The following is a 19,362-nucleotide window of genomic DNA, read 5'->3' as shown; positions in this document are numbered from 1 at the left end:
ACACTGTGATGAGCATCGGTGCTGCCGGAGCGATGCGGTGGGGCTGACGCCTGCCTGACTTGAGGGCCCGCGACGATCTCAGGAGCGGCACGGACGCGGCAATCGGAAATACGCCTGATTTTTCGATATATCCATTCCAATTCAATTACTTAAGTTTTATATCGATACGCTGAAAGGCGTATCGAGGCATATGCCGAACAGCGGAATTTCGGCGCTCCGTGGATTTCGATACTGGCCCTGCCTGCTGAGGCACCCATCCATCACAACGGAGATTCCCCATGCGTCGCACCCTTCTCTCTCTGGTTCTGGCCCTGGCCGCCACCCCGGCGCTGGCTGGCGGCGTGATGCACTACACCGAAAAGGCCGCGCTGCCCGCCGATGGCGAAGCGCGCGAAGTCGCTGCGCTGTTCGATACCTGGAACGCGGCGCTGGCCACCGGTAACCCGCACAAGGTGGCCGACCTGTACGCGCCGGACGGCGTGTTGCTGCCGACCGTCTCCAACGAAGTGCGCGCCTCGCGTGCGCAGATCGAAAAGTACTTCGAGATGTTCCTGACCAAGAAGCCGCAAGGCGTCGTCAACTACCGCACCGTGCGCGTGCTCGATGACGACAGCGCGGTGGATGCCGGTGTCTACACCTTCACGCTGACCGACAAGGACGGCAAGAAGAGCAAGGTGCAGGCGCGCTACACCTTCGTGTATGAAAAGCGCGACGACAAGTGGCTGATCATCAACCACCACAGCTCGGCGATGCCGGAAGTGAATGCGCCCACGCTCGCCAAGGTCAAGTAAGTGCGCGAGCGCTGCAGCCACCTGCTCGCTGCCTGCTCCACCGCGCACGCAGGCGGCGGCGTTCCTCCCCCGCCGCCGCCTGCGCCAGGCGCATCGCGTTGCAGACCGGACGCGATGCGCCGGTGCGATCACCGGCATGGCGCAGATCGCTGCTGTCGCTGCCGGTGCCTGCTCGCATCCGCGCATGACCCAAAGCGTCGTTGCGTGGATGGATTGATCAGGATCAAGGCATCCAGCGGGCAAACCATCAAGACTTCTCCCATCCCCTGCACACAACGAGAGTTTCCATGCGCATGCGCTCTACCCTTCTGCTCGCCGGCCTGGCCGCCGGCTTCGCCAGCGTCCCCGCACTGGCTCAATCCAAAGGCGACTGGACCGTTGCCGTCGGTGCCCACCAGGTCGCTCCCAAGTCCGATAACGGCCGCCTGGTCGGCGGCACGCTCGAGGCGGACGTCGGCAAGGACATCAAGCCGACCTTCACCGCCGAATACTTCATCGCCGACAACCTGGGCATCGAAATACTGGCTGCGCTGCCGTTCGAGCACGACATCGCGCTCCGTGGCCTGGGGCGTGTCGGCAGCACCAAGCATCTGCCGCCGGTGATCTCGCTGCAGTACCACTTCAACAGCCAGGGCAGGCTCTCGCCGTTCGTTGGCGCGGGCATCAACTACACCCGTTTCTTCAGCACCGACACGCGCGGCGCGCTGGCCGGCAGCGAGCTGGAACTGGACGATTCCTGGGGCCTGGCCCTGCACGCGGGCGTGGACTACAAGCTCAGCGACCGCGGCGCGCTGCGGGTGAACCTGCGCTGGATCGACATCGACACCGAAGCGCGCCTCGACGGCAACCGCATCGGCACGGTCAACATCGACCCGCTGGTCTACGGCGTGGCCTACGTGCACCGCTTCTGAGCCCGGCAGCGTGCGCGATGCATCTCTGGCACACTTGGCGTCCAGGGACGTGAATCCACCGCCGGAGTTGCGGACAGGTTGGTCACGTCGACCGCCTGTCCGACCTATCCGGGGATTCCATGAGCATGCTGATCCGTACCGCCCTCGCCATCGCACTGACCGCCTCGGCCGCGCCCGCCCTTGCACAATCGGCCGGTCACTGGACCACGGGCTACGGCGCCGGCTATGTCTCGCCCAAGTCCGACAGCGGCAGCTTCGGTGGCACGCGTGCCGAGATCAAGGGCGCCCCGGCGCTGTCGTTCACCTACGAATACTTCCTGCGCAACAACCTCGGCATCGAGGTGCATGCCGCGGTCTCGGGCAAGCACGATCTGGAGCTCGAGGGTGTCGGCAAGGTGGGCAGCTACTGGTCGGTGCCGCCGAGTGTGCTGTTGCAGTACCACATCAATGGCTACGGCACGGTGTCGCCGTTCGTGGGTGTCGGCATCAACTACACCACGTTTGTCGGTGAGGACGTCGATGACGCCTTCGGCAATGGCGACCTGAGCTTCGACGACTCGGTGGGCGCCACCGCGCATGTCGGTGTGGACTTCATCTTCAACGATCGCAGCGGCCTGCGGGTGGATGCGCGCTGGACGAATTCGCGCAGCAACGTCGACTTCAATGGCAGCCGGCTGGGCAAGGCGCGGATCGATCCGCTGACCTATGGCGTGTCGTACCTGGTGTACTTCTGAGCATGCCGCAGACGCCACGCTGAGCCGTGGCTGTGCTTCGCCCGGGGACGGCCATCAAACCGTCCCGGACCGATGCGTACAATTGCCGGATGAAGACCTTCTCTCCTCGCATCCTCCTTCTTGCCGCAACCGTGGTCGCGGCCCTCCAGCCCATCAGCGCCTTCGCCTGGGGGCCGCAAGGCCACCGCCTGGTGGCGCGCATTGCCGAGACCGAACTGAGCCCGCAGGCGCAAGCGCAGGTGGCGCAATTGCTCAAGGGCGAAGCCAACCCGACATTGGCCGGTGTCGCCAGCTGGGCCGACGAGCTGCGCGAGCACGACCCGGAGCTGGGCAAGCGCTCCGGGCCCTGGCACTACGTCAATCTTGGCGAGCATGACTGCACGTATGCGCCGCCGCGCGACTGCCCGGACGGCAACTGCGTGATTGCCGCGCTCGACCGGCAGACCGCGCTGCTTGCCGACCGCAGCCAGCCGCTGGACGTGCGCCGGCAGGCCCTGAAGTTCGTGGTGCATTTTGTCGGCGACATCCATCAGCCGATGCATGCCGGCTACGCGCACGACAAGGGCGGCAATGAATTCCAGCTGCAGGTCGCCGGCAAGGGCAGCAACCTGCATGCGCTGTGGGACAGCGGCATGCTCAACGACCGCCATCTTGATGACGATGCGTATCTGCAACGCCTGCTGGCGTTGCCGGCGACCGCTGCGACATCGCCGGTGTTGCCACCGCCGGCTGCGGCATGGGCGCAGGCCTCCTGCAAGATCGCGGTCACGCCCGGCATCTATCCGAGCAAGCACGTCTTACCGGACGACTACATCGCGACCTATCGTCCGCTTGCCGAGACCCAATTGCGCGAGGCCGGCGACCGACTGGCCGCCGTGCTCAATGCGGCGCTGGCCGCGCCCTGAGATGGAGACGCCGATGCAGCCCGAGGTGCTTGCGTTCTTTCACGCCGACAGCAACACCTTCACCTATGTGGTCGCCGACGCGGCGACCGGGGCGGCAGCGGTGATCGATCCGGCGCTGGACTATGCGGCCGACACCGGCAAGGTCGGCACGCGCGCCGCGCAAGCCATCGTCGATGCCGTCGCCCACCACTGCTGGCAGGTGCAGTGGTTGCTGGAAACCCATGCGCATGCCGATCACCTGTCTGCCGCGCAGTGGCTGAAGCAGCACTGGCCGCAGGCACGCATCGGCATCGGTGACGGTATCCGCGATGTGCAGCAGACGCTTGCGCCACGTTGTGCGTTACCGGACGACTTCCGTGCCGACGGCTCGCAGTTCGATCACCTGTTCGCCGATGACGAGCGCTTCGAGCTCGGCACGCTGCAGGTACGTGTCATCGCGGTGCCCGGGCATACCAGCGACAGCATCGCGTACCTGATCGGCGATGCGCTGTTCCCCGGCGATTCGTTGTTCATGCCGGACGCCGGCACCGCACGCTGCGATTTCCCCGGCGGCGATGCACGGCAACTGTTCGCCTCGATCCAGCGCATGTACGCGCTGCCGGAAGACACACGCGTGTTCGTCTGCCACGACTACGGCCCGGGCGGCCGTGAGGTGGCGTACCAGACCAGCATCGGCGAGCAGCGGCGCAGCAATATCCACGTGCGCGACGGCGTGGAGATCGAGGCATTCGTGGCGCAGCGCCAGGCCCGCGATGCCACGCTGCCCGAGCCCAGGCTGATCCGGCCGGCATTGCAGACCAATCTGCAGGCCGGCCGCTGCGACGGCGTGGTTGACTGATAGGTCAACGTAGCCACCACGCGGCGCATGACGCGCAGCCGCTATGATCGCTGCCTGACCTTGCTGGAGCTTCCCATGCGCACGATCGGTTTCTGGCAGCGCGTGTTCTGCGTGCTGATGCTTGCCCTGCCCGTCCTGGCCACTGCGCAAACGGCGCCGGTGACGGTGTTTGCTGCAGCAAGCCTGAAGGAATCCATGGACGAGGCCGCGGCCGCTTACGAAAAGGCGACCGGCACGCCGGTGCGCGTTTCCTACGCCGCCAGCTCTGCACTGGCGCGCCAGATCGAGCAAGGCGCACCGGCAGACGTGTTCTTTTCGGCCGACCTGGAATGGATGGACTATCTGCAGCAACGCGGCCTGGTCGTGCCGGCGCAGCGTCACAACCTGCTCGGCAATACCCTGGTGTTGATCGCCCCGGCCACCAGCAAGCTGCGCGTGGATCCGCGCCAGCCCGGCGCGATTGCCAAGGCGCTCGGTGACAGCGGTCGGTTGGCGCTTGGCCAGACCAACAGCGTGCCGGCCGGCAAGTATGCCGCCGCAGCGCTGCGCAAACTCGGTCAGTGGGATGGAGTAAGCAATCGCCTGGCCGAGTCGGAAAGCGTGCGCGCCGCATTGATGCTGGTCTCGCGCGGCGAAGCGCCGCTGGGCATCGTGTACGGCTCGGATGCGCGCGCCGAACCCAAGGTCCGCGTGGTTGCGACCTTCCCCGCCGATAGCCACGACGCCATCGTGTATCCGGTGGCTGCGTTGAAGAACAGCAGCAATGCCGGCACGGCCGCGTTCGTGCAATGGCTGGGCAGCAAGCCGGCCAGGGCGATCTTCGTTCGCCGTGGTTTTTCGTTGCAGGATTGAGGCGCGCCGTTGTCGATGTTCACCCCACAGGAGCTGACCGCGATCGGCCTGAGTCTCAAGGTCGCCATCGTTGCGGCCGTCGCCAGCCTGCCGCCGGGCATCGCCTGCGGCTGGCTGCTGGCGCGGCGGCGCTTTCCGGGCAAGGCGCTGCTGGACGCCCTGCTGCATCTGCCGCTGGTGATGCCGCCGGTGGTGACCGGCTACGCGCTGCTGGTGGTGCTGGGCACGCAGGGGCCGGTCGGCAGCTGGTTGCTGGAACATCTCGGTATCCAGTTCGCGTTCCGCTGGACCGGCGCGGCGCTGGCATGCGCGGTGATGGGATTTCCGTTGATGGTGCGCGCGATCCGCCTGTCCATCGAAGCGACCGATCGCCGCCTGGAAGCAGCCGCCGCCACGCTCGGTGCGGGCCCGTGGCGGGTGTTCTTCAGCATTACCTTGCCGCTGGCCTGGCCGGGCCTGGTCGCCGGCATGGTGCTGGCATTCGCCAAGGCCTTGGGCGAATTCGGCGCGACCATCACCTTCGTGTCCAATATTCCTGGCGAAACCCAGACCTTGTCGTCGGCCATCTACGGGCTGATGCAGGTGCCGGGTATGGAATCGGGCGTGTGGCGGCTGGCCGGCGTTGCGTTGGCGATCTCGCTGGCGGCGCTGCTGCTGTCCGAGTGGCTGGTGCGCAGGCCGCATCCGCGCGAGGACGGCTGATGCTCGATATCGACCTGCAGCTGCAGCGCGGCAATTTCCAGCGGCATCTCCACATCCAGGACCAGGCGCGGGTGGTGGCCCTGGTCGGCCCTTCCGGTGCGGGCAAGACAACGGTGCTCAATGCCATCGCCGGGCTGGTGCAGCCACAGGCCGGGCATATCCGCATCGACGGGCGCTGCCTGTATGACGCCCGGCAAGGCATCAACCTGCCCACGCACAAGCGCAGGATCGGCTATGTGTTCCAGGATGCGCGGCTGTTCCCGCATCTGGATGTGCGCCGCAATCTGCGTTACGGCCGGCATGCGCGTGGCACGGCGCCATTCGGTTTCGACGATGTGGTGGCGCTGTTGGGGATTGGGCCGTTGCTGCAACGCCGGCCGCGCAATCTGTCCGGAGGCGAAGCGCAGCGCGTGGCGATCGGCCGCGCCTTGTTGTCGCAGCCGGCGATCCTGTTGTTCGACGAGCCTTTGTCGGCACTGGATCAGGCGCGCCGCGAAGAACTGATTCCCTACCTGCAACGCGTGCGCGACGAGATCCGCCTGCCGATGCTGTATGTCAGCCACAATCCCGACGAAGTGCAGCGCATCGCCGATAGCGTGCATGTGCTGGAATGAGCGCATCGGCACCGGTGATCACCGCATTCAACCAGCTGGCGTGTCCATGAAACAGTATCGAAAGCACGCATTCCCGGTGGAGCAGGCGCGCCGCTTCCTGGAACCGGGGCCGGTGGTGCTGGTGAGCTCGGCCCACAAGGGCCAGCGCGACATCATGACCATGGGCTGGCATATGGTGCTGGAGTTTTCGCCCTCGCTGATCGCGTGCTGCATCGCCCCCGGTAACCACAGTTTCGAACTGGTCCGGCGCAGCAGGCAATGCGTGATCAACCTGCCGACAGCCGAGCTGCTCGACACCGTGATCGGCATCGGCAACAGCAGCGGTGCACAGATCGACAAGTTCGACCACTTCGGGCTGACCGCCGTGCCCGGCCAACGGGTCGCAGCGCCGGCCATCGCCGAGTGCTACGCCAGTTTCGAATGCCGCCTGCACGACGGCCGGCAGATCAACCGCCACGCGCTCTTTGTCTGGGAGGTGGTGAGCGCGCAGGTGGCCAAGCGGCCCGCGCTTCCCAGGACGGTGCACTACCGCGGCGATGGCCGCTTCATGCTGTCCGGCGACGAAGTCTCGCGGCGGCGCCTGTTCGCCCCCGACATGCTCTGATCGCAGCGATGCGCGCTCAACGCGCCACCTTGCCGGTGCGCACGCTGACCTTGCCCTGCCGCACTTCGAAGGTGAACGCGAACGACAGCGTCACCGGTACCGGCTGCTGGCTGATGGCGCCGCTGCAATCGTCCAGCGCGGCCGGCTGCGCCACGCCTGCGGCAAACGTACACAGCGCGGCCGGAACGAACTGCCATTGCTGCACCGTGGTACGCACCGACTGCACCAGATCGGCATTGTCCGGCAGCAGACCGGCCGCACATTCGTCGCGATCGGACATGGGGTCGACGCGCTGTACCGCGCCGTCGGCGGTCAGGATCACATGCGCGCACACGGTGGTCGGCGGCAAGCTCTGCCGCGGCGAATCGGCCGGCAGCACCGGCGCATCGCTGCGCAGCGCGCGCGGCATGCGAAAGCGCTGTGCTGGCGCCAACGTGTAAGACTGGATGGAGCCGCCACCGTTGCCACCCGGTTGCGCGCTCAGCATGCGCTGGTCCACCGAATCTTCGCGCTGGCTGCGCTGCTGTTCCTGCACCCCTTGCGTTGCACATGCGCCAAGCGACAGCGCCAGGATTGCGGCGCAGGTCGGCGCAAGGACGGCCGACAACACGTGGCGAGCAGTTGTCGGGTGGGCGTGGCCAGCGCGCAGAAACCGGCGAGTATGCGCGGCACATGCCAATCCCGGACACCCGGCGCGCCCGCCAGACAGTTGTGCAGTCGTTTTGCTGGTTGCGCTGGATTGCATCACGGCCTCTCCCGCCTTGCGCAGCCCGCTGAAGCACAACCGGCAAGGCGGTTGGACGCTGGCGCCTCCGAGCGCGCGGCGGCGGCATCGGTAGACGTTTGCTCCGGCCCATCCAGTTCGAACTTCACCGGCACGCGCACCGTGGAAGCAATCGGCTTGCCATGTGCATAAACAGGTTTCAGCCGCCACTGGCGCGCTGCCTCCAGCACCGCTTGATCGAACACGCCGGCCGGCCTGCTCTGCACGACGTCGATATGCTGCGGCACGCCGCCAGGGTCGATGTCGATCTGCAGTTCGACAAAGCCCTCGATACCGCCGTCAAACGCGGCTGCCGGATATCTCGGCGGTTGCATCGTGGCGAAATCCACCGCGTTGCCGGCCGCCAGCGCCGGTTGTGCCGCTAACGCAATGCGTGCCGGCTGCAGCGCCCAGGCGGCTGTACTGATCGTCGCCGCCAGCAGCAGGACCATCGCCACGCGCCAGCGCGCACGCCCGGCAGCAACGGGGGAACCGCGCAGCGCCGCGATCCGCTGCGCCAACGGATTCGATGCAGCCCAATGACAGGCGAGCGGCGTAAAGTCGCGTCCAAGCTGGGTCTTCAGCATGGCGGTGGCGTAACTGCGGCGCTTGCCCGGATGTCGCGCCAGCACGGCCGCATCGCAGGCCAGCTCCTGATCCAGCCGGAACGCACGCCAGGCCAGATGCATCAGCGGGTTGAACCAGCCGATGCAGAGCATCAGCGCCGCCAGCAGGTTGGCGTGCAGGTCGCCGCGGCGCAGATGCATGCGCTCGTGCGCCAGGATCAGGGCGCGCTCATCGGCGGTGTAACGGACATTGAAATCCGCCGGCAGCACGATGCGCGGACGCCAGAGTCCCAACGATGCAGGAAGACCGGCATCGCGCGCGGCCGACCAGAGCCGGTCGTCGAGCCGGTGCAACGTCCCCAGGCTGCGCATGAAACGCCGTTGCCGCGTCCACAATCCGATCGCCATCACCACCGCGCCGCCCAGCCACGCTGCTGCCAGCCATGTTGCCCACGCACGACCTTCGCCATGCACGCTGGAGAGCGCCGGCATGGCGGTCAGCGCCGGCAATCCTGGCACTGTGATGCCCAGAGACGGGCCGGGCAACAAGGCCGCCACCAGCGCCAGCGGGACGCAGGACCAGATCGCATACGCCGCGGCGGCACCCGCCCGCTTGCGCAGCGGGCGACGCAGGAGCAGGCAGACCAGCAGCGCAGCGGTGGTGTACAGCGTTGCGCGCGACAACAGGACCCAGGCCTCAGGGTTCATCGTCCAGCTCCTTGAGCAGTTGTTTCAGTTCCGCGATATCGGATGCGCTGAGTTTTCCGCGCTCGCTGAAGTGCGCCACCAGTGGCGCCACCCGTCCGCCGAACAGGCGCTGCAGCAATCCCTCGCTCTGTTGCTGCACCCACTGCTCGCGCGCCAGCACCGGCGAATAGAGATAGCGTCGCCCTTGCTTCTCGGCACGGATGGCGCCTTTGCCAAGCAGGCGGTTGAGCAAGGTCTTGACGGTGGGCTCGGCCCAGTCGCTGCGGCCTGCCAGCGCGGCGACCACCTCGTCGGCGCTGCGCGGCGCCGCATCCCAGAGCACCTGCATCACCACCGCTTCGGCGTCACTGATCGACATGCGATTACATCCGTAATTTTTATCGATTACACGCGTAATTAGAATCTATGTCAAACAGTATGCGCGGGTGCGTCGGCAGCCTCGCCCCGCGGATCGCCCTTCAGCCCGTCGCGTTGCCGGCAAAGTGCACGCTGACGCGCAAGCCGCCCAGCGTAGGTGCGTCATCCAGCTGTACGCGCGCCGCATGGGCCACGGCGATGTCGTGCACGATCGACAGGCCCAGCCCGCTGCCTTCCACACCGGTGCCCAGCTCCCGATGGAAGCGGTGGAAGACGCGCATGCGCGCGCCCTCGGGGATGCCAGGGCCGGAATCTTCCACGACCAGGGTCGGTAGCGGTGCGCATTGCGTGCTGACCCGGATGCGGCCACCCACCGGTGTGTAGCGCACGGCGTTTTCCAGCAGGTTGCGCAGCAGCAGCGAGAGTGCGGTTTCCTCGGCAACCACCAGGACCGGTTGCAGGGCCAGTTCCACGGTCTGCTGTCGCTGCATTGCAACTGCCAGCACGTCTTCGGACTCGCTTCGCACCAGGGTGTCCAGGCTCACGCTGCGCCGCGGCAGCGCGGCCACCGCTTCCACCCTGCTCAAGGCCAGTAGCTGCGCGACCATGCGTTCGATGCGGAGCACGTTGGCGTCGAGTTGCTGTTGCGATTCATCGCGTTCCTGCGCGTCGGCCGCCAGGCGCAGATTGGCCGCATGCACTTTCAGCGCGGCAATCGGCGTACGCAGTTCATGCGCGGCATCGGCGATGAAGCGACGTTCGCGTTCCAGCCCAGCCTGCACACGGTCCATCAACCCGTTGACTGCGCGCACCAGCCCGTGCACCTCGCGCGGCATATGCTGCGGTTGCAGTGGCTGCAGGCGCCTGGGATCACGCTCGCCGATCTCGTCGGAGACACGCACCAGCGAGCGTGTGGCCCAGTTCACCACCGCCCAGATCAACAGCCCCATCAACGGCAGGGCCATCACCAGCGGCACCAAGGTTCCCAGCGCGATGTCTTCGGCAAGCTCCTGACGAATGTCGGCGCGTTCGGCCGACTGAAACCAGCGCCCACCCGGCGAGCGCAGCGTAAAGGTGCGCCATTGGCCATCGGCCAGTTGCACGTCCGCATAGCCGGCACGCAACGGCGCCATCGGTTGCGCCGGCGCGCTGTCCGAGCGCAGGACCAGCGCACCGGCCGCGTTGCGCACCTGAAATGCCAGTTTGGTTTCGTAGGCATGGCCGTCCTTGAACGCCAGCGCCTCGCCCACGCCTTGCGCCTGCCCGTGCCACCCACGGATCACGATCGGCTCGCCTTGCGGCAGATCGCCCAGAGGTTGGTCCACCAGCGACAGCAGCACGCGCGCCGATTGCACCAGACGCGCATCGAACATCTCGCCAGCTTCCTGCAGGCCGGCACGATAACTGAAACCGGCTGCGGCCAGCATCAGCAACGACAGCACGCCCAGCAAGGCCAGCAACAGCGCGCGGCGGATCGAGTTCATTGCGGCGCTTGCGGCGGCAGCGCCGCGGCAGCCTGTGCGGCCTGCTCGTCCAGTGCATAACCAATGCCGCGAACGGTGCGGATCACCGCCGGCGACAGCTTGCGACGTAGCTGATGCACATGCACGTCCACCGCATTGCTGGCGACGTCTTCGTCCCATCCATAGAGATGTTGCTGGATGCGTTCGCGACCGATCGGCCGGCCACGTTGCTCCATCAGCAGCCACAACAGTGCGAACTCGCGGCGGGTCAGGTCCAGATCGCGGCCATGCCAGCGCACCGACATGCCGGCCGGATCCAGCTGCAGCGCACCAGCCTGCAGTACCGGCTGCGCACGCCCGGCCGAGCGGCGCAACAATGCCCGTGTGCGCGCCAGCAGCTCATTGGTGTCGAACGGTTTGCCCAGATAGTCGTCGGCGCCGACATCCAGGCCGAGCGCGCGGTCGGCTGCACGCTCGCGTGCACTGAGCACCAGAATCGGGGTATCCAGCGCACGTGCGCGCGCCTTGCGGATGACCTCGATGCCATCCATGCGCGGCAAACCCAGATCCATGATGACCAGATCCACGGTGGCTTCCTGCAAGGCCATCAACGCACTGACACCGTCATGCACCCAATCCACTGCATAGGCGGCACGCCGCAATGCAGTGCGGATGCCCTCGCCCAGTGAAAGATCGTCTTCGACCAGCAGGATGCGCATATAGGCCAGTCTGGAAGTCGGCTCACGGCTTGGCAAGCTGCGCCCGCACATCTGCCAGCTTGGTGGCCACTTCCTTGCGGCGACCGGCATCGGCCAGTTGACGTCCCGGGCGTGGCGGCGCAGCGGCAGCCTTCTCGAACGCCGCTGCCGCGCCCGCCCAATCCTTCTGGTCGCGCAGGAAATCGCCGACAAAGTAGTTGCTGTCCAGTCCGTCAGGGTCGATCGCCAGCCCCTGATACAGCAATGCGCGCGCCTTGGCGTCGTCGCCGAAGCCGATCGGCCAACCGGGCACCTGGTAATACAACGCGCCCAGGCTGGTGTACGCCGCGCCGTCGAGCGCGCGCGGCGCGCGCTTGATCGCTTCTTCGAAATCGCTGCGTGCGCGTTTGACCTCCGCCAGGGCGCCCAGGCCGCCTTTTTCCGCGGCCAGACTGGAGCGCACGATACCGTCCCAGATCAAGGCATCGGCATCGTCGGGCAGGGCGTGGCGCACCTGATCGGCCTGCTGTGCGAGTGCTTCCAGCGCGGCGAGCCGCTGCGGTTTCGGAATCTGGTAGCTGATCGCCGCCCAGCGGTCCTGCACTTGCGCTACCTGCGGCTGCATGCCGGCTGCGCATGCGGCGCCGGCGACCAGGCACAGCCCGAGCATGGTGAAAAGACGCGAATTACGGTAATTGCGGTTCATGGGAAAGCTCCTGCGAGGCGACGCCGCCGCCGTGCCGCGCGTGGCGGCGGATGGTGGATAGCTGTTTGCGTAACGCGCGGTCGACCAGTTCCGGCAGTAGCCCGTTGAGCCGGGCAAAGGCCTTTTCCGGCCATCCCAACTGACGTCGCCTATCGCCGCGCACGATCGACTGCAGCAGCGCTGCTGCCACGTCTGCGGCACGATCCACCGCCGTGCCCAACTCCGCATTGAGCGCGTCCACCGCGGCAGGATTGAACGCAGTGGCCGTGGCACGCGGCGACAGATACTGGAAACGCACCCGCGTATCGGCATGCTCGCGCGCCAGGGCTTCGAACAGACCACGCAGACCGAACTTGCTGGCGCTATACCCGGCAAATCCGGCGAACCCCAGGCTGCCGAAGGTGGATCCGAGTGCCACCATCGCTGCCTCCGGCTGCCGCGCAAACGCCGGCAACAGCGCCTGCACCAGCAGCATCGGCACGGTCAGATTCAGATGCACCATGGCGCTCAGGCTGGCCGGATCCTGATCCTGCAACAGCCCGAACTGGCTCTGCGCATGCGCAAGCACCAGCACCGACGGTGCCGGACGCATCGCATGCACCTGCGCCAGCAGCAACGCACGGCCCGCCTCGCTGGCCAGATCCGCCGCCACCGGCACCACGCGGCCGGGTGGATGCGCGGCAACCAGCCCTTGCAAGCGCCCGTCCGTACGTCCCACGGCCATGACCGTTGCGCCCGCCTCGACCAGGCCGGCGCACAGCGCGCTGCCGATGCCGCCGCTGGCGCCGGTCAGGATGACGCACTTGCCGCGCAGATCCATCACGCCGCCTCCGCCAGACGCGAGCCGTCGCTGCGCAGGGTGCGAAACAGGTCGCCGTACAACACGTAGAAACGCTTGGCGGCATGCACCACCGCGTGCTGGTCTAGCGGGTCGTCGAGCCGGTTCATCAGCGTCTCGAAAAAGCCGGCATGCTCCACGTCCAGATCGCCATGCGACAACAGATAACTGAAGGCATTGGGCGGCAGCGCCAGCGTTTGCGCGATGCTGTTGGCCGCGCGCGTGGCCAGTGCCACGCTGGTGCCCTCCAGTACCAGCACCATGCCGAAGAAGCCGACCGGGTTGCCGCGCTGGATGGTGTCGTAGGCGTAGCTGATCATCAGCTCGGTCGCCAGCGACGGGCCGGCGAGCACCGCCGCTTCGCGCACCTGCCCGCACGCCACCAGATCGTCCAGGATCCACTCCTGGTGGCCCATTTCTTCTTCGATGTATTCGCCGATGGCTTCGCGCAGCCATTCCAGCCGCGCCGGCAGACGCGCGCCGCAAGCCATCAGCAGCGGCACCGTGTGCCGCACGTGGTGATAGGCCTGGCCGAGGAACGCCACGTAATCGTCGCGGGCGATGTTGCCGGCCAGTGCCGCCTGGATGATCGGTACCTGGGTCATGCGCTCGCGTTCGGCCTGGGTCTGCGCCAGCAGGGATGTGTAAAACGTCATGGAGAAATGCCTTGAGAGAGGACAGTGGCCGGCAATCGATAACTGCGATCGATGGCGGAGTGATAACGCGCGAGGATCGCGTCACGGCGGGGGCGCCCGTTGGCCGTGAGCAGGCCCTCGTGTGCGCTGAACGGTGCATCGGCACGGACAAAGCGCGCCACGCGTGCGTAATCGGGCAAACCGGCATTGACCTCGGCCAGCGCCTTGGCGATTGCCGCATCGTCGCTGCCAGGCCGACGCGGCCACAGCACCGCCACGTTGTCGGCCTGCGCCTCGCCCCACACCACCGCCTGCGCGAGCAATGGATGCTGCAGCAATTCGCTTTCCACCCATTCGGGCGAGACGTTGCGGCCGAAGGCGGTGATGAAGACATGCTTGCGGCGCCCGGTGATGTGGACGAACCCCTCGCCATCCACATGGCCCAGATCACCAGTGCGCACCGGCCCTGGCGGCATGGCCTGCTCGCCCAGATATCCGAGTGCGTGTACGCCGTCGACCTGGATCTCGCCATCGACGATCGCGACCTGCGCATGCGCCAGCGGCTGGCCGACACTGCCGGCACGCACGGCACCCGGCCGGTTGAGACAGACCACCGAGCCGCATTCGGTCAGGCCGTAGCCTTCGAATACCGGCAGCCCCGCCGCAGTTGCGCGCGCCAGCAGACTGGGGCCGACATGCCCGCCACCAACGGCGATGTAACGCAGCGATGCCGGCAAGGCCACGCCCTGCTCGGCAGCGCTGACCAGGGCGAGCAACAGCTGCGGCACCAGGATGACGCTCTCGGGCTGATAGTGCTGCAGGCAGCGCAACAGCGTGGGCACATCTAGCCCGCTGGCGCCGGTGTAACCGATCTGCGCCAACGACGGCAGGGCCACCTGCGCACCGGACAACAAGGTCGCATAGAGCCCGGCCACGTTTTCCAGCAAGGTGGACAACGGCATCAGGCACAGATGACGACGCGGCGCGATGGCAGCCGAGGCCTCTATCAGCGAGGTGGCCACCGTGAGCAAACCGTCCGCCGACAGACACACCCCCTTGGGGCGGCCGGTCGTGCCGGAGGTGTAGGTGATGCAGGCAGTGGCGTCCGGCAATGCGGGCCGCGCTGCGACCGCTTCGATCCGCCAGAACCGCAGCGCCTCGTGGTGCAGCGCCGGCAGCGGGCCGCTGCTGCCGGCCGGCGCAGCGGCGGCGGCGTCGGTCACCACGCATTGCGCGCCGCTGGAGGTCAACGCGTGCAGTACCTGGGGGCCGGAAAAGAAAGTCGGCAACGGCACGTGCACGGCATCGATCAGACGTAGCGCCAGATCCAGGATCAACCAGTCCGGGCCGTTGTCCAGCCGGCTGGCAACCCTTGTCAGCCCTGCGGTCTGCAACTGCGTTGCCAGTCGCGCGACAGCATCGGCCAGCGTCTGCGCGTCCAGGCTTCCCGCGGCGGTCAGCACCCGCGGCGCATGCGCGTGCGGCTCACCGAGCAATTGGGCGAAACATGTGCTCATGCGCCCACTCCCATCTGGTACGCCATTGGCTCGACGCCCTGACGCGCGGCCTGCGGATACAGCGCCTGCCGCTCCAGCAAAAATGCATGACCGGCGGCGACATCGCCGCACACCACCTGCGGTTGCGTGGCGTAGTAGCTGCCCCAGTCGGTGTCGTCATCGCGCAGGCGTGACTGCAAGGCAGGCGCCAGCACCACCGGCTGCAGCTGTAGCCGGTCGAAGGTATTGCGCAGGCCGCGGGTCGCGGTAAACAACACCCAGCGCACGCCGGCGTTGTGCAGCGCATGGGTCATCTGCGGGATCAGCGCGCGTGCGCTGCCGGAGCTGATCGCCGCGAAGTTGCCCACCTCGGCCAGGCCCGAGCGTGCGACCGGTGCGGCCATGCGCCCGGCCAGCGCCGACTCGGCGGGCTCGTCCAGGTACTGCTCCACGAACAACCCGCCAGCGCTGCCAAGCCGCATCCCGACTGCCGCCATCAGCGTGCCGTGGGCATCGCGGTAGACCAGCAACTGCGGCAGGAAGCTGCGCAGCTGCGCACCGTAGCGGCGCAGGTAGACCGCAGCGATGAAGCGTTCCGCCTCCTGGCGCTGCGGGTGACCAGCCTCGACCAGGCTGGCACTGGCAAATCCAGGACGGGCATACAAACGGGAAGGCGTGGAGGTGATCATGCAGCGCATGCTGGGCCGGCTCGATTAAGTGACCATGAGCCGTGTGTTACCGAGTTGTAAGTTCTGCCGTAGCAATTCGTTGCGTGGCGTCAGGCATCGCCTGACAGCTGTCGGTGCCTGCACCACAGCGCTTTCGGCTACGCTTTCGCGCATGAGTACACATGTCACTGAATTGAGCGCTGCGGTTGCGCACATCCTGCAACGCCTCGATGGCCCGCTGCGCGTCGGCGCGCCGTTGGGCATCGGCAAGCCGCACCGGTTGTTGAACGCGTTGTATGCGCAGCTCAAGCACACGCCGACCCGGCCACTGGCGCTGTACACGGCGCTGTCGCTCAATCCGCCCAAGCCCGGCGCGGGACTGGAGGCACGCTTTGCGGCGCCGTTCATCGCGCGCCATTTTGGCGAGGATTTCCCGCGTCTTGCCTATGTCGATGACATGCTGCGCGATGCGCTGCCGGCGCATGTGCAGGTGGAAGAGTTCTACATGCAGTCCGGCGGCCTGCTGCACTCCACCCAGGCGCAGGCCGACTATACGAGCCTCAACTACACCCACGCTGCTGCGGCGGTGGCGCAGCGCGCGCCGAACCTGATCGTGCAGAAGGTGGCGCGCGAACCGGGCGGCACGCGGCTGTCGTTGTCGTGCAACAACGACATCACCCAGGACACGCTGGATGCGGTGCAGGCGCTCGGCCTGCCGCGCCCCATGCTGGTGGCGGAAGTGGACACGCAACTGCCGTGGATCGGCGGAACCGCGGCAGTGGAGGAGGCGTTCTTCGATCTGGTGATCGACCTGCCCGGTCCGTCGCCGCGCCTGTTCGGGTTGCCCAGGCAGCCGGTAACCAGCGTCGACTACGCCATCGGTCTGTATGCCAGCGCGCTGGTCCGCGATGGCGGCACCTTGCAGATCGGCATCGGCACCCTGGCCGATGCACTGAGCCATGCGCTGGTACTGCGACATACCGACAACGCCACCTATCGGCGCGTGCTGCAGGCGCTGGACCCGCAACTGGAACAGCATCCTGCGGTGCGCGCCAGCGGTGGCCTGGCACCGTTCGAGATCGGCCTGTACGGCTGCAGCGAAATGCTCAACGAAGGGTTCAAGCAGTTGGTGGACAGCGGCGTGATCCGCCGCAAGGTGCACGATGATCTGGCGCTGATGCAGCGCATCGCCGACGGCAGCGCCGATGCGGCCGATCACGCGCGCCTGGCCCGCGAAGGCGAGTTTCTGCATGGGGCGTTCTATCTCGGCTCGCCGGATTTCTACCAGTGGCTACGCGAGCTGGATGCGGACACGCGCGATGCCATCGGCATGCGTCGCATCAGCGAGATCAACCAGCTGTATGGCGGCAACGAAGCGCTGGAGCGGCTGCAACGCCGCGATGCGCGCTTCTTCAACTCCTGCATGATGGCCACCGCGCTCGGCGCGGCGGTGTCCGACGGGCTGGAAGATGGCCGTGTGGTTTCCGGCGTGGGCGGCCAGTACAACTTCGTGGCGATGGCGCATGCCTTGCCGCAGGCGCGCAGCGCGTTGATGCTGCGGGCCACGCGCGATGCCGGTGCACACGCAGCGAGCAATGTGCGCTGGAACTACGGGCACACCACCATTCCGCGCCATCTGCGCGATCTGTACATCACCGAGTACGGCATCGCCGACCTGCGCCACCAGACCGATCAGGATTGCGTGCTGGCGATGGCCGGCATCTGCGATGCACGCTTCCAGGGCGCATTGCTGGCAACCGCCAAGGCATCGCGCAAGCTACGTGGCGACCCTGCACTGCCTGCGCGTGCGCAACGCAACACGCCGCAGGCACTGGAACAGGCGCTGGCGCCGTTCCGCCGCGATGGCAGCCTGCCCGACTACCCGCTCGGCAGCGACTTCACCGGAGTCGAGCAACACCTGCTGCGCGCCCTGAGCTGGCTCAAACGCGCCACCGCCGGCAATAGCGCAAAGCTGATGACCGTCTGGCGCGCACTGCTGTCACGCAAGAGCGACGATGCATACGAAGCCGCCGGTCTGCAACGGATGGCACTGGATGCGCCACGCAGCATCGCCGAACGGGTGCAGGCACGGCTGCTGGCGTATGCCTTGCAAAAGACCAGAGTGCACTGACGCGCCGGTGTCGCGAAAAGCGATGCCATGGCGCGTTTTTCGCACTGTGACGCACGACGGCAACACGGCGGAAAGCCTTGCGTCAAATTTGGCCCGGATGATGGCGACCACCTTCTTCCCGGCCCGGCTGCATGCGCTGCTTATTCGTTGTTTCGGCTGTGAATCCAGGCGATGACCGCACAGCGAAGTCATCACGCGCAAGGCGAAGCAATACACGTAGCGCTACATTCCTTGGCCTGCTGATGCTGGCCGGCGTGACCGCGCATGCCGCGCCTCGCCTCACCGATCTGCAATACATCGGCAGCCACAACAGCTACCACGCCGGCTTCGCCCCCAGCGAGGCGACGCTGCTGCAACGACTGAGTCCGGAGCTGTTCGCGGCACTGGATTACCGCCATCCACCGCTGAGGCAACAACTGGACGATGGCGTCAGACAACTCGAACTGGATGTCTTCGCCGACGCCAACGGTGGTCGCTACGCACACCCGGCCAGCGTCGCGCAGATCGCCAAGGCCGGCTTGCCGCCCGCACCGCCCAGCGCACCGGCCGGAGTGATGGACAGACCCGGCTTCAAGGTCATGCACGTGCAGGACGTGGACCAGCGCAGCACCTGCCAGCCCTTGATCGCGTGCCTGCAGCAAGTGCGTGCGTGGTCGAAGCAGCACCCCGGGCATGTGCCGATCTTCATCCTGCTGGAAACCAAGCAGGCGCCGGTGCAACTGGCGTTTCCGACCGTGCAGCCGGAGCCGTTCGATCCGGCGGCGATGGATGCATTGGATGCCGAACTGCGCTCGGTGTTTCGACCCGGCGAGTATCTCAGCCCCGATCAGGTCCGTGGCAACGCAGCCACGCTCAACGCCGCAGTGCTTGCGCATGGCTGGCCGTCGTTGAGCGAGGCACGCGGCAAGGTGGTGTTCCTACTCGACCAACGCACGGCCGGTGCCAGCTACCTGCGCGGGCATCCGTCGCTGCGCGGACGCGTGTGCTTCACCAATGCCGTGCCTGGCCAAGACGATGCCGCGTTCACCGAACTCAACGATGGCCCCGCCGAGACGATCACCCAATTGGTGAAAGCCGGCTACCTGGTGCGCACGCGTACCGACGCCGACCTGAAGGAAGCACTGCAACACGACACCACCCGCCGCGACCGCATGCTGGCCAGCGGCGCGCAGTTGCTCAGCACCGACTTCCCCGCACATGAGCCGGCCGGCAACGGTTACGTGGTGCGCTTCGAAGGCGATGCGGTCGCACGCTGCAATCCGCAGCTGGCGCAGGCGCACTGCAAGGGCGTCGACCTCAGGCACTGAGTCCGGGTCACTGCCGTCGTCGCAATCTCCGCACCACACACAGACCTGTCGCAACGGAAGGCGTCGGCGATGCAC

Annotated in this window: 21 protein-coding genes and 1 other RNA gene; 11 read left to right on the top strand and 11 right to left on the bottom strand. The window is 66.7% G+C overall.

Annotated features, from left to right (window positions below; genetic code table 11):
• Window positions 1-278: 278 nt before the first annotated feature.
• The 9 genes from DYQ94_RS04105 to DYQ94_RS04065 all read left to right on the top strand — a co-directional run bounded on the left by DYQ94_RS04105 (window position 279) and on the right by DYQ94_RS04065 (window position 6,951).
• Window positions 279-791, top strand: a complete 513-nt coding sequence (locus tag DYQ94_RS04105) for an SgcJ/EcaC family oxidoreductase (protein ID WP_160954823.1) — start codon at window positions 279-281, stop codon at window positions 789-791.
• 287 nt (window positions 792-1,078) lie between these two features.
• A complete protein-coding gene (locus DYQ94_RS04100; protein ID WP_160954822.1) occupies window positions 1,079-1,702 on the top strand; it encodes an OmpW/AlkL family protein in 624 nt (207 codons plus the stop codon).
• A gap of 119 nt (window positions 1,703-1,821) precedes the next feature.
• On the top strand, window positions 1,822-2,436 hold the full coding sequence (locus tag DYQ94_RS04095; protein ID WP_160954821.1) for an OmpW/AlkL family protein: 615 nt from the start codon (window positions 1,822-1,824) through the stop codon (window positions 2,434-2,436).
• Between the two features lie 89 nt (window positions 2,437-2,525).
• Window positions 2,526-3,341 carry a S1/P1 nuclease gene (locus tag DYQ94_RS04090; RefSeq protein ID WP_160954820.1) on the top strand — a complete coding sequence of 272 codons (816 nt, stop codon included), beginning with the start codon at window positions 2,526-2,528 and terminating at the stop codon, window positions 3,339-3,341.
• Window positions 3,342-3,354: 13 nt separating this feature from the next.
• Complete coding sequence (locus DYQ94_RS04085; protein ID WP_160954819.1) at window positions 3,355-4,179, top strand: MBL fold metallo-hydrolase; 825 nt, start codon at window positions 3,355-3,357, stop codon at window positions 4,177-4,179.
• A gap of 75 nt (window positions 4,180-4,254) precedes the next feature.
• Window positions 4,255-5,031, top strand: a complete 777-nt coding sequence (gene modA, locus DYQ94_RS04080; protein ID WP_160954818.1) for a molybdate ABC transporter substrate-binding protein — start codon at window positions 4,255-4,257, stop codon at window positions 5,029-5,031.
• A gap of 15 nt (window positions 5,032-5,046) precedes the next feature.
• Window positions 5,047-5,733 (top strand): molybdate ABC transporter permease subunit, encoded by a 687-nt coding sequence (modB, locus tag DYQ94_RS04075; RefSeq protein WP_179465302.1) that lies wholly within the window; start codon window positions 5,047-5,049, stop codon window positions 5,731-5,733.
• Window positions 5,733-6,347: a molybdenum ABC transporter ATP-binding protein gene (modC, locus tag DYQ94_RS04070; protein ID WP_016902262.1), complete on the top strand. Its 615-nt coding sequence runs from the start codon at window positions 5,733-5,735 to the stop codon at window positions 6,345-6,347. Before modB ends, modC begins: the two co-directional genes overlap by 1 nt.
• 46 nt (window positions 6,348-6,393) lie before the next feature.
• Window positions 6,394-6,951 carry a flavin reductase family protein gene (locus DYQ94_RS04065; RefSeq protein WP_102255951.1) on the top strand — a complete coding sequence of 186 codons (558 nt, stop codon included), beginning with the start codon at window positions 6,394-6,396 and terminating at the stop codon, window positions 6,949-6,951.
• A 16-nt stretch (window positions 6,952-6,967) separates the two neighbouring features.
• On the opposite strand, the gene DYQ94_RS04060 is transcribed toward DYQ94_RS04065, so the two are convergent.
• The 11 genes from DYQ94_RS04060 to DYQ94_RS04010 form a co-directional block, all read right to left on the bottom strand.
• Window positions 6,968-7,561 carry a hypothetical protein gene (locus DYQ94_RS04060; RefSeq protein ID WP_104544009.1) on the bottom strand — a complete coding sequence of 198 codons (594 nt, stop codon included), beginning with the start codon at window positions 7,559-7,561 and terminating at the stop codon, window positions 6,968-6,970.
• Window positions 7,550-7,625, bottom strand: a non-coding RNA gene (locus DYQ94_RS04055) — sX9 sRNA. The genes DYQ94_RS04060 and DYQ94_RS04055 overlap by 12 nt, the downstream gene beginning before the upstream one ends.
• Window positions 7,626-7,695: 70 nt before the next feature.
• On the bottom strand, window positions 7,696-8,988 hold the full coding sequence (locus DYQ94_RS04050) for a TonB family protein (RefSeq protein ID WP_160954817.1): 1,293 nt from the start codon (window positions 8,986-8,988) through the stop codon (window positions 7,696-7,698).
• Window positions 8,978-9,346 (bottom strand): BlaI/MecI/CopY family transcriptional regulator, encoded by a 369-nt coding sequence (locus DYQ94_RS04045; RefSeq protein ID WP_046344076.1) that lies wholly within the window; start codon window positions 9,344-9,346, stop codon window positions 8,978-8,980. Before DYQ94_RS04045 ends, DYQ94_RS04050 begins: the two co-directional genes overlap by 11 nt.
• Before the next feature lie 100 nt (window positions 9,347-9,446).
• A complete protein-coding gene (locus tag DYQ94_RS04040) occupies window positions 9,447-10,808 on the bottom strand; it encodes an ATP-binding protein (protein WP_160954850.1) in 1,362 nt (453 codons plus the stop codon).
• Window positions 10,809-10,825: 17 nt separating this feature from the next.
• Window positions 10,826-11,527, bottom strand: coding sequence for a response regulator transcription factor (locus tag DYQ94_RS04035; protein ID WP_046344078.1), 702 nt, complete (start codon window positions 11,525-11,527; stop codon window positions 10,826-10,828).
• A 22-nt stretch (window positions 11,528-11,549) separates the two neighbouring features.
• On the bottom strand, window positions 11,550-12,212 hold the full coding sequence (locus tag DYQ94_RS04030; protein WP_054592152.1) for a tetratricopeptide repeat protein: 663 nt from the start codon (window positions 12,210-12,212) through the stop codon (window positions 11,550-11,552).
• Window positions 12,193-13,032: an SDR family oxidoreductase gene (locus DYQ94_RS04025; protein ID WP_102255948.1), complete on the bottom strand. Its 840-nt coding sequence runs from the start codon at window positions 13,030-13,032 to the stop codon at window positions 12,193-12,195. Before DYQ94_RS04025 ends, DYQ94_RS04030 begins: the two co-directional genes overlap by 20 nt.
• Window positions 13,032-13,706, bottom strand: coding sequence for an iron-containing redox enzyme family protein (locus tag DYQ94_RS04020; protein WP_024938151.1), 675 nt, complete (start codon window positions 13,704-13,706; stop codon window positions 13,032-13,034). Before DYQ94_RS04020 ends, DYQ94_RS04025 begins: the two co-directional genes overlap by 1 nt.
• Window positions 13,703-15,202 (bottom strand): AMP-binding protein, encoded by a 1,500-nt coding sequence (locus tag DYQ94_RS04015; RefSeq protein ID WP_160954816.1) that lies wholly within the window; start codon window positions 15,200-15,202, stop codon window positions 13,703-13,705. The genes DYQ94_RS04020 and DYQ94_RS04015 overlap by 4 nt, the downstream gene beginning before the upstream one ends.
• Window positions 15,199-15,846 carry a thermostable hemolysin gene (locus DYQ94_RS04010; RefSeq protein ID WP_064485040.1) on the bottom strand — a complete coding sequence of 216 codons (648 nt, stop codon included), beginning with the start codon at window positions 15,844-15,846 and terminating at the stop codon, window positions 15,199-15,201. The genes DYQ94_RS04015 and DYQ94_RS04010 overlap by 4 nt, the downstream gene beginning before the upstream one ends.
• 175 nt (window positions 15,847-16,021) lie before the next feature.
• Here DYQ94_RS04010 and DYQ94_RS04005 point away from each other — a divergent pair, with 175 nt between their 5' ends.
• Both DYQ94_RS04005 and DYQ94_RS04000 read left to right on the top strand, forming a co-directional pair.
• Complete coding sequence (locus tag DYQ94_RS04005; protein WP_160954815.1) at window positions 16,022-17,980, top strand: acetyl-CoA hydrolase/transferase C-terminal domain-containing protein; 1,959 nt, start codon at window positions 16,022-16,024, stop codon at window positions 17,978-17,980.
• Window positions 17,981-18,111: 131 nt separating this feature from the next.
• Window positions 18,112-19,287, top strand: coding sequence for a phosphatidylinositol-specific phospholipase C1-like protein (locus DYQ94_RS04000; protein ID WP_425519422.1), 1,176 nt, complete (start codon window positions 18,112-18,114; stop codon window positions 19,285-19,287).
• Window positions 19,288-19,362 lie beyond the last annotated feature (75 nt).

It is taken from the genome of Xanthomonas sp. LMG 8993, from assembly GCF_009835065.2.
GTDB lineage: Bacteria > Pseudomonadota > Gammaproteobacteria > Xanthomonadales > Xanthomonadaceae > Xanthomonas > Xanthomonas arboricola.
This window is presented reverse-complemented; position numbering and strand designations above follow the sequence as displayed.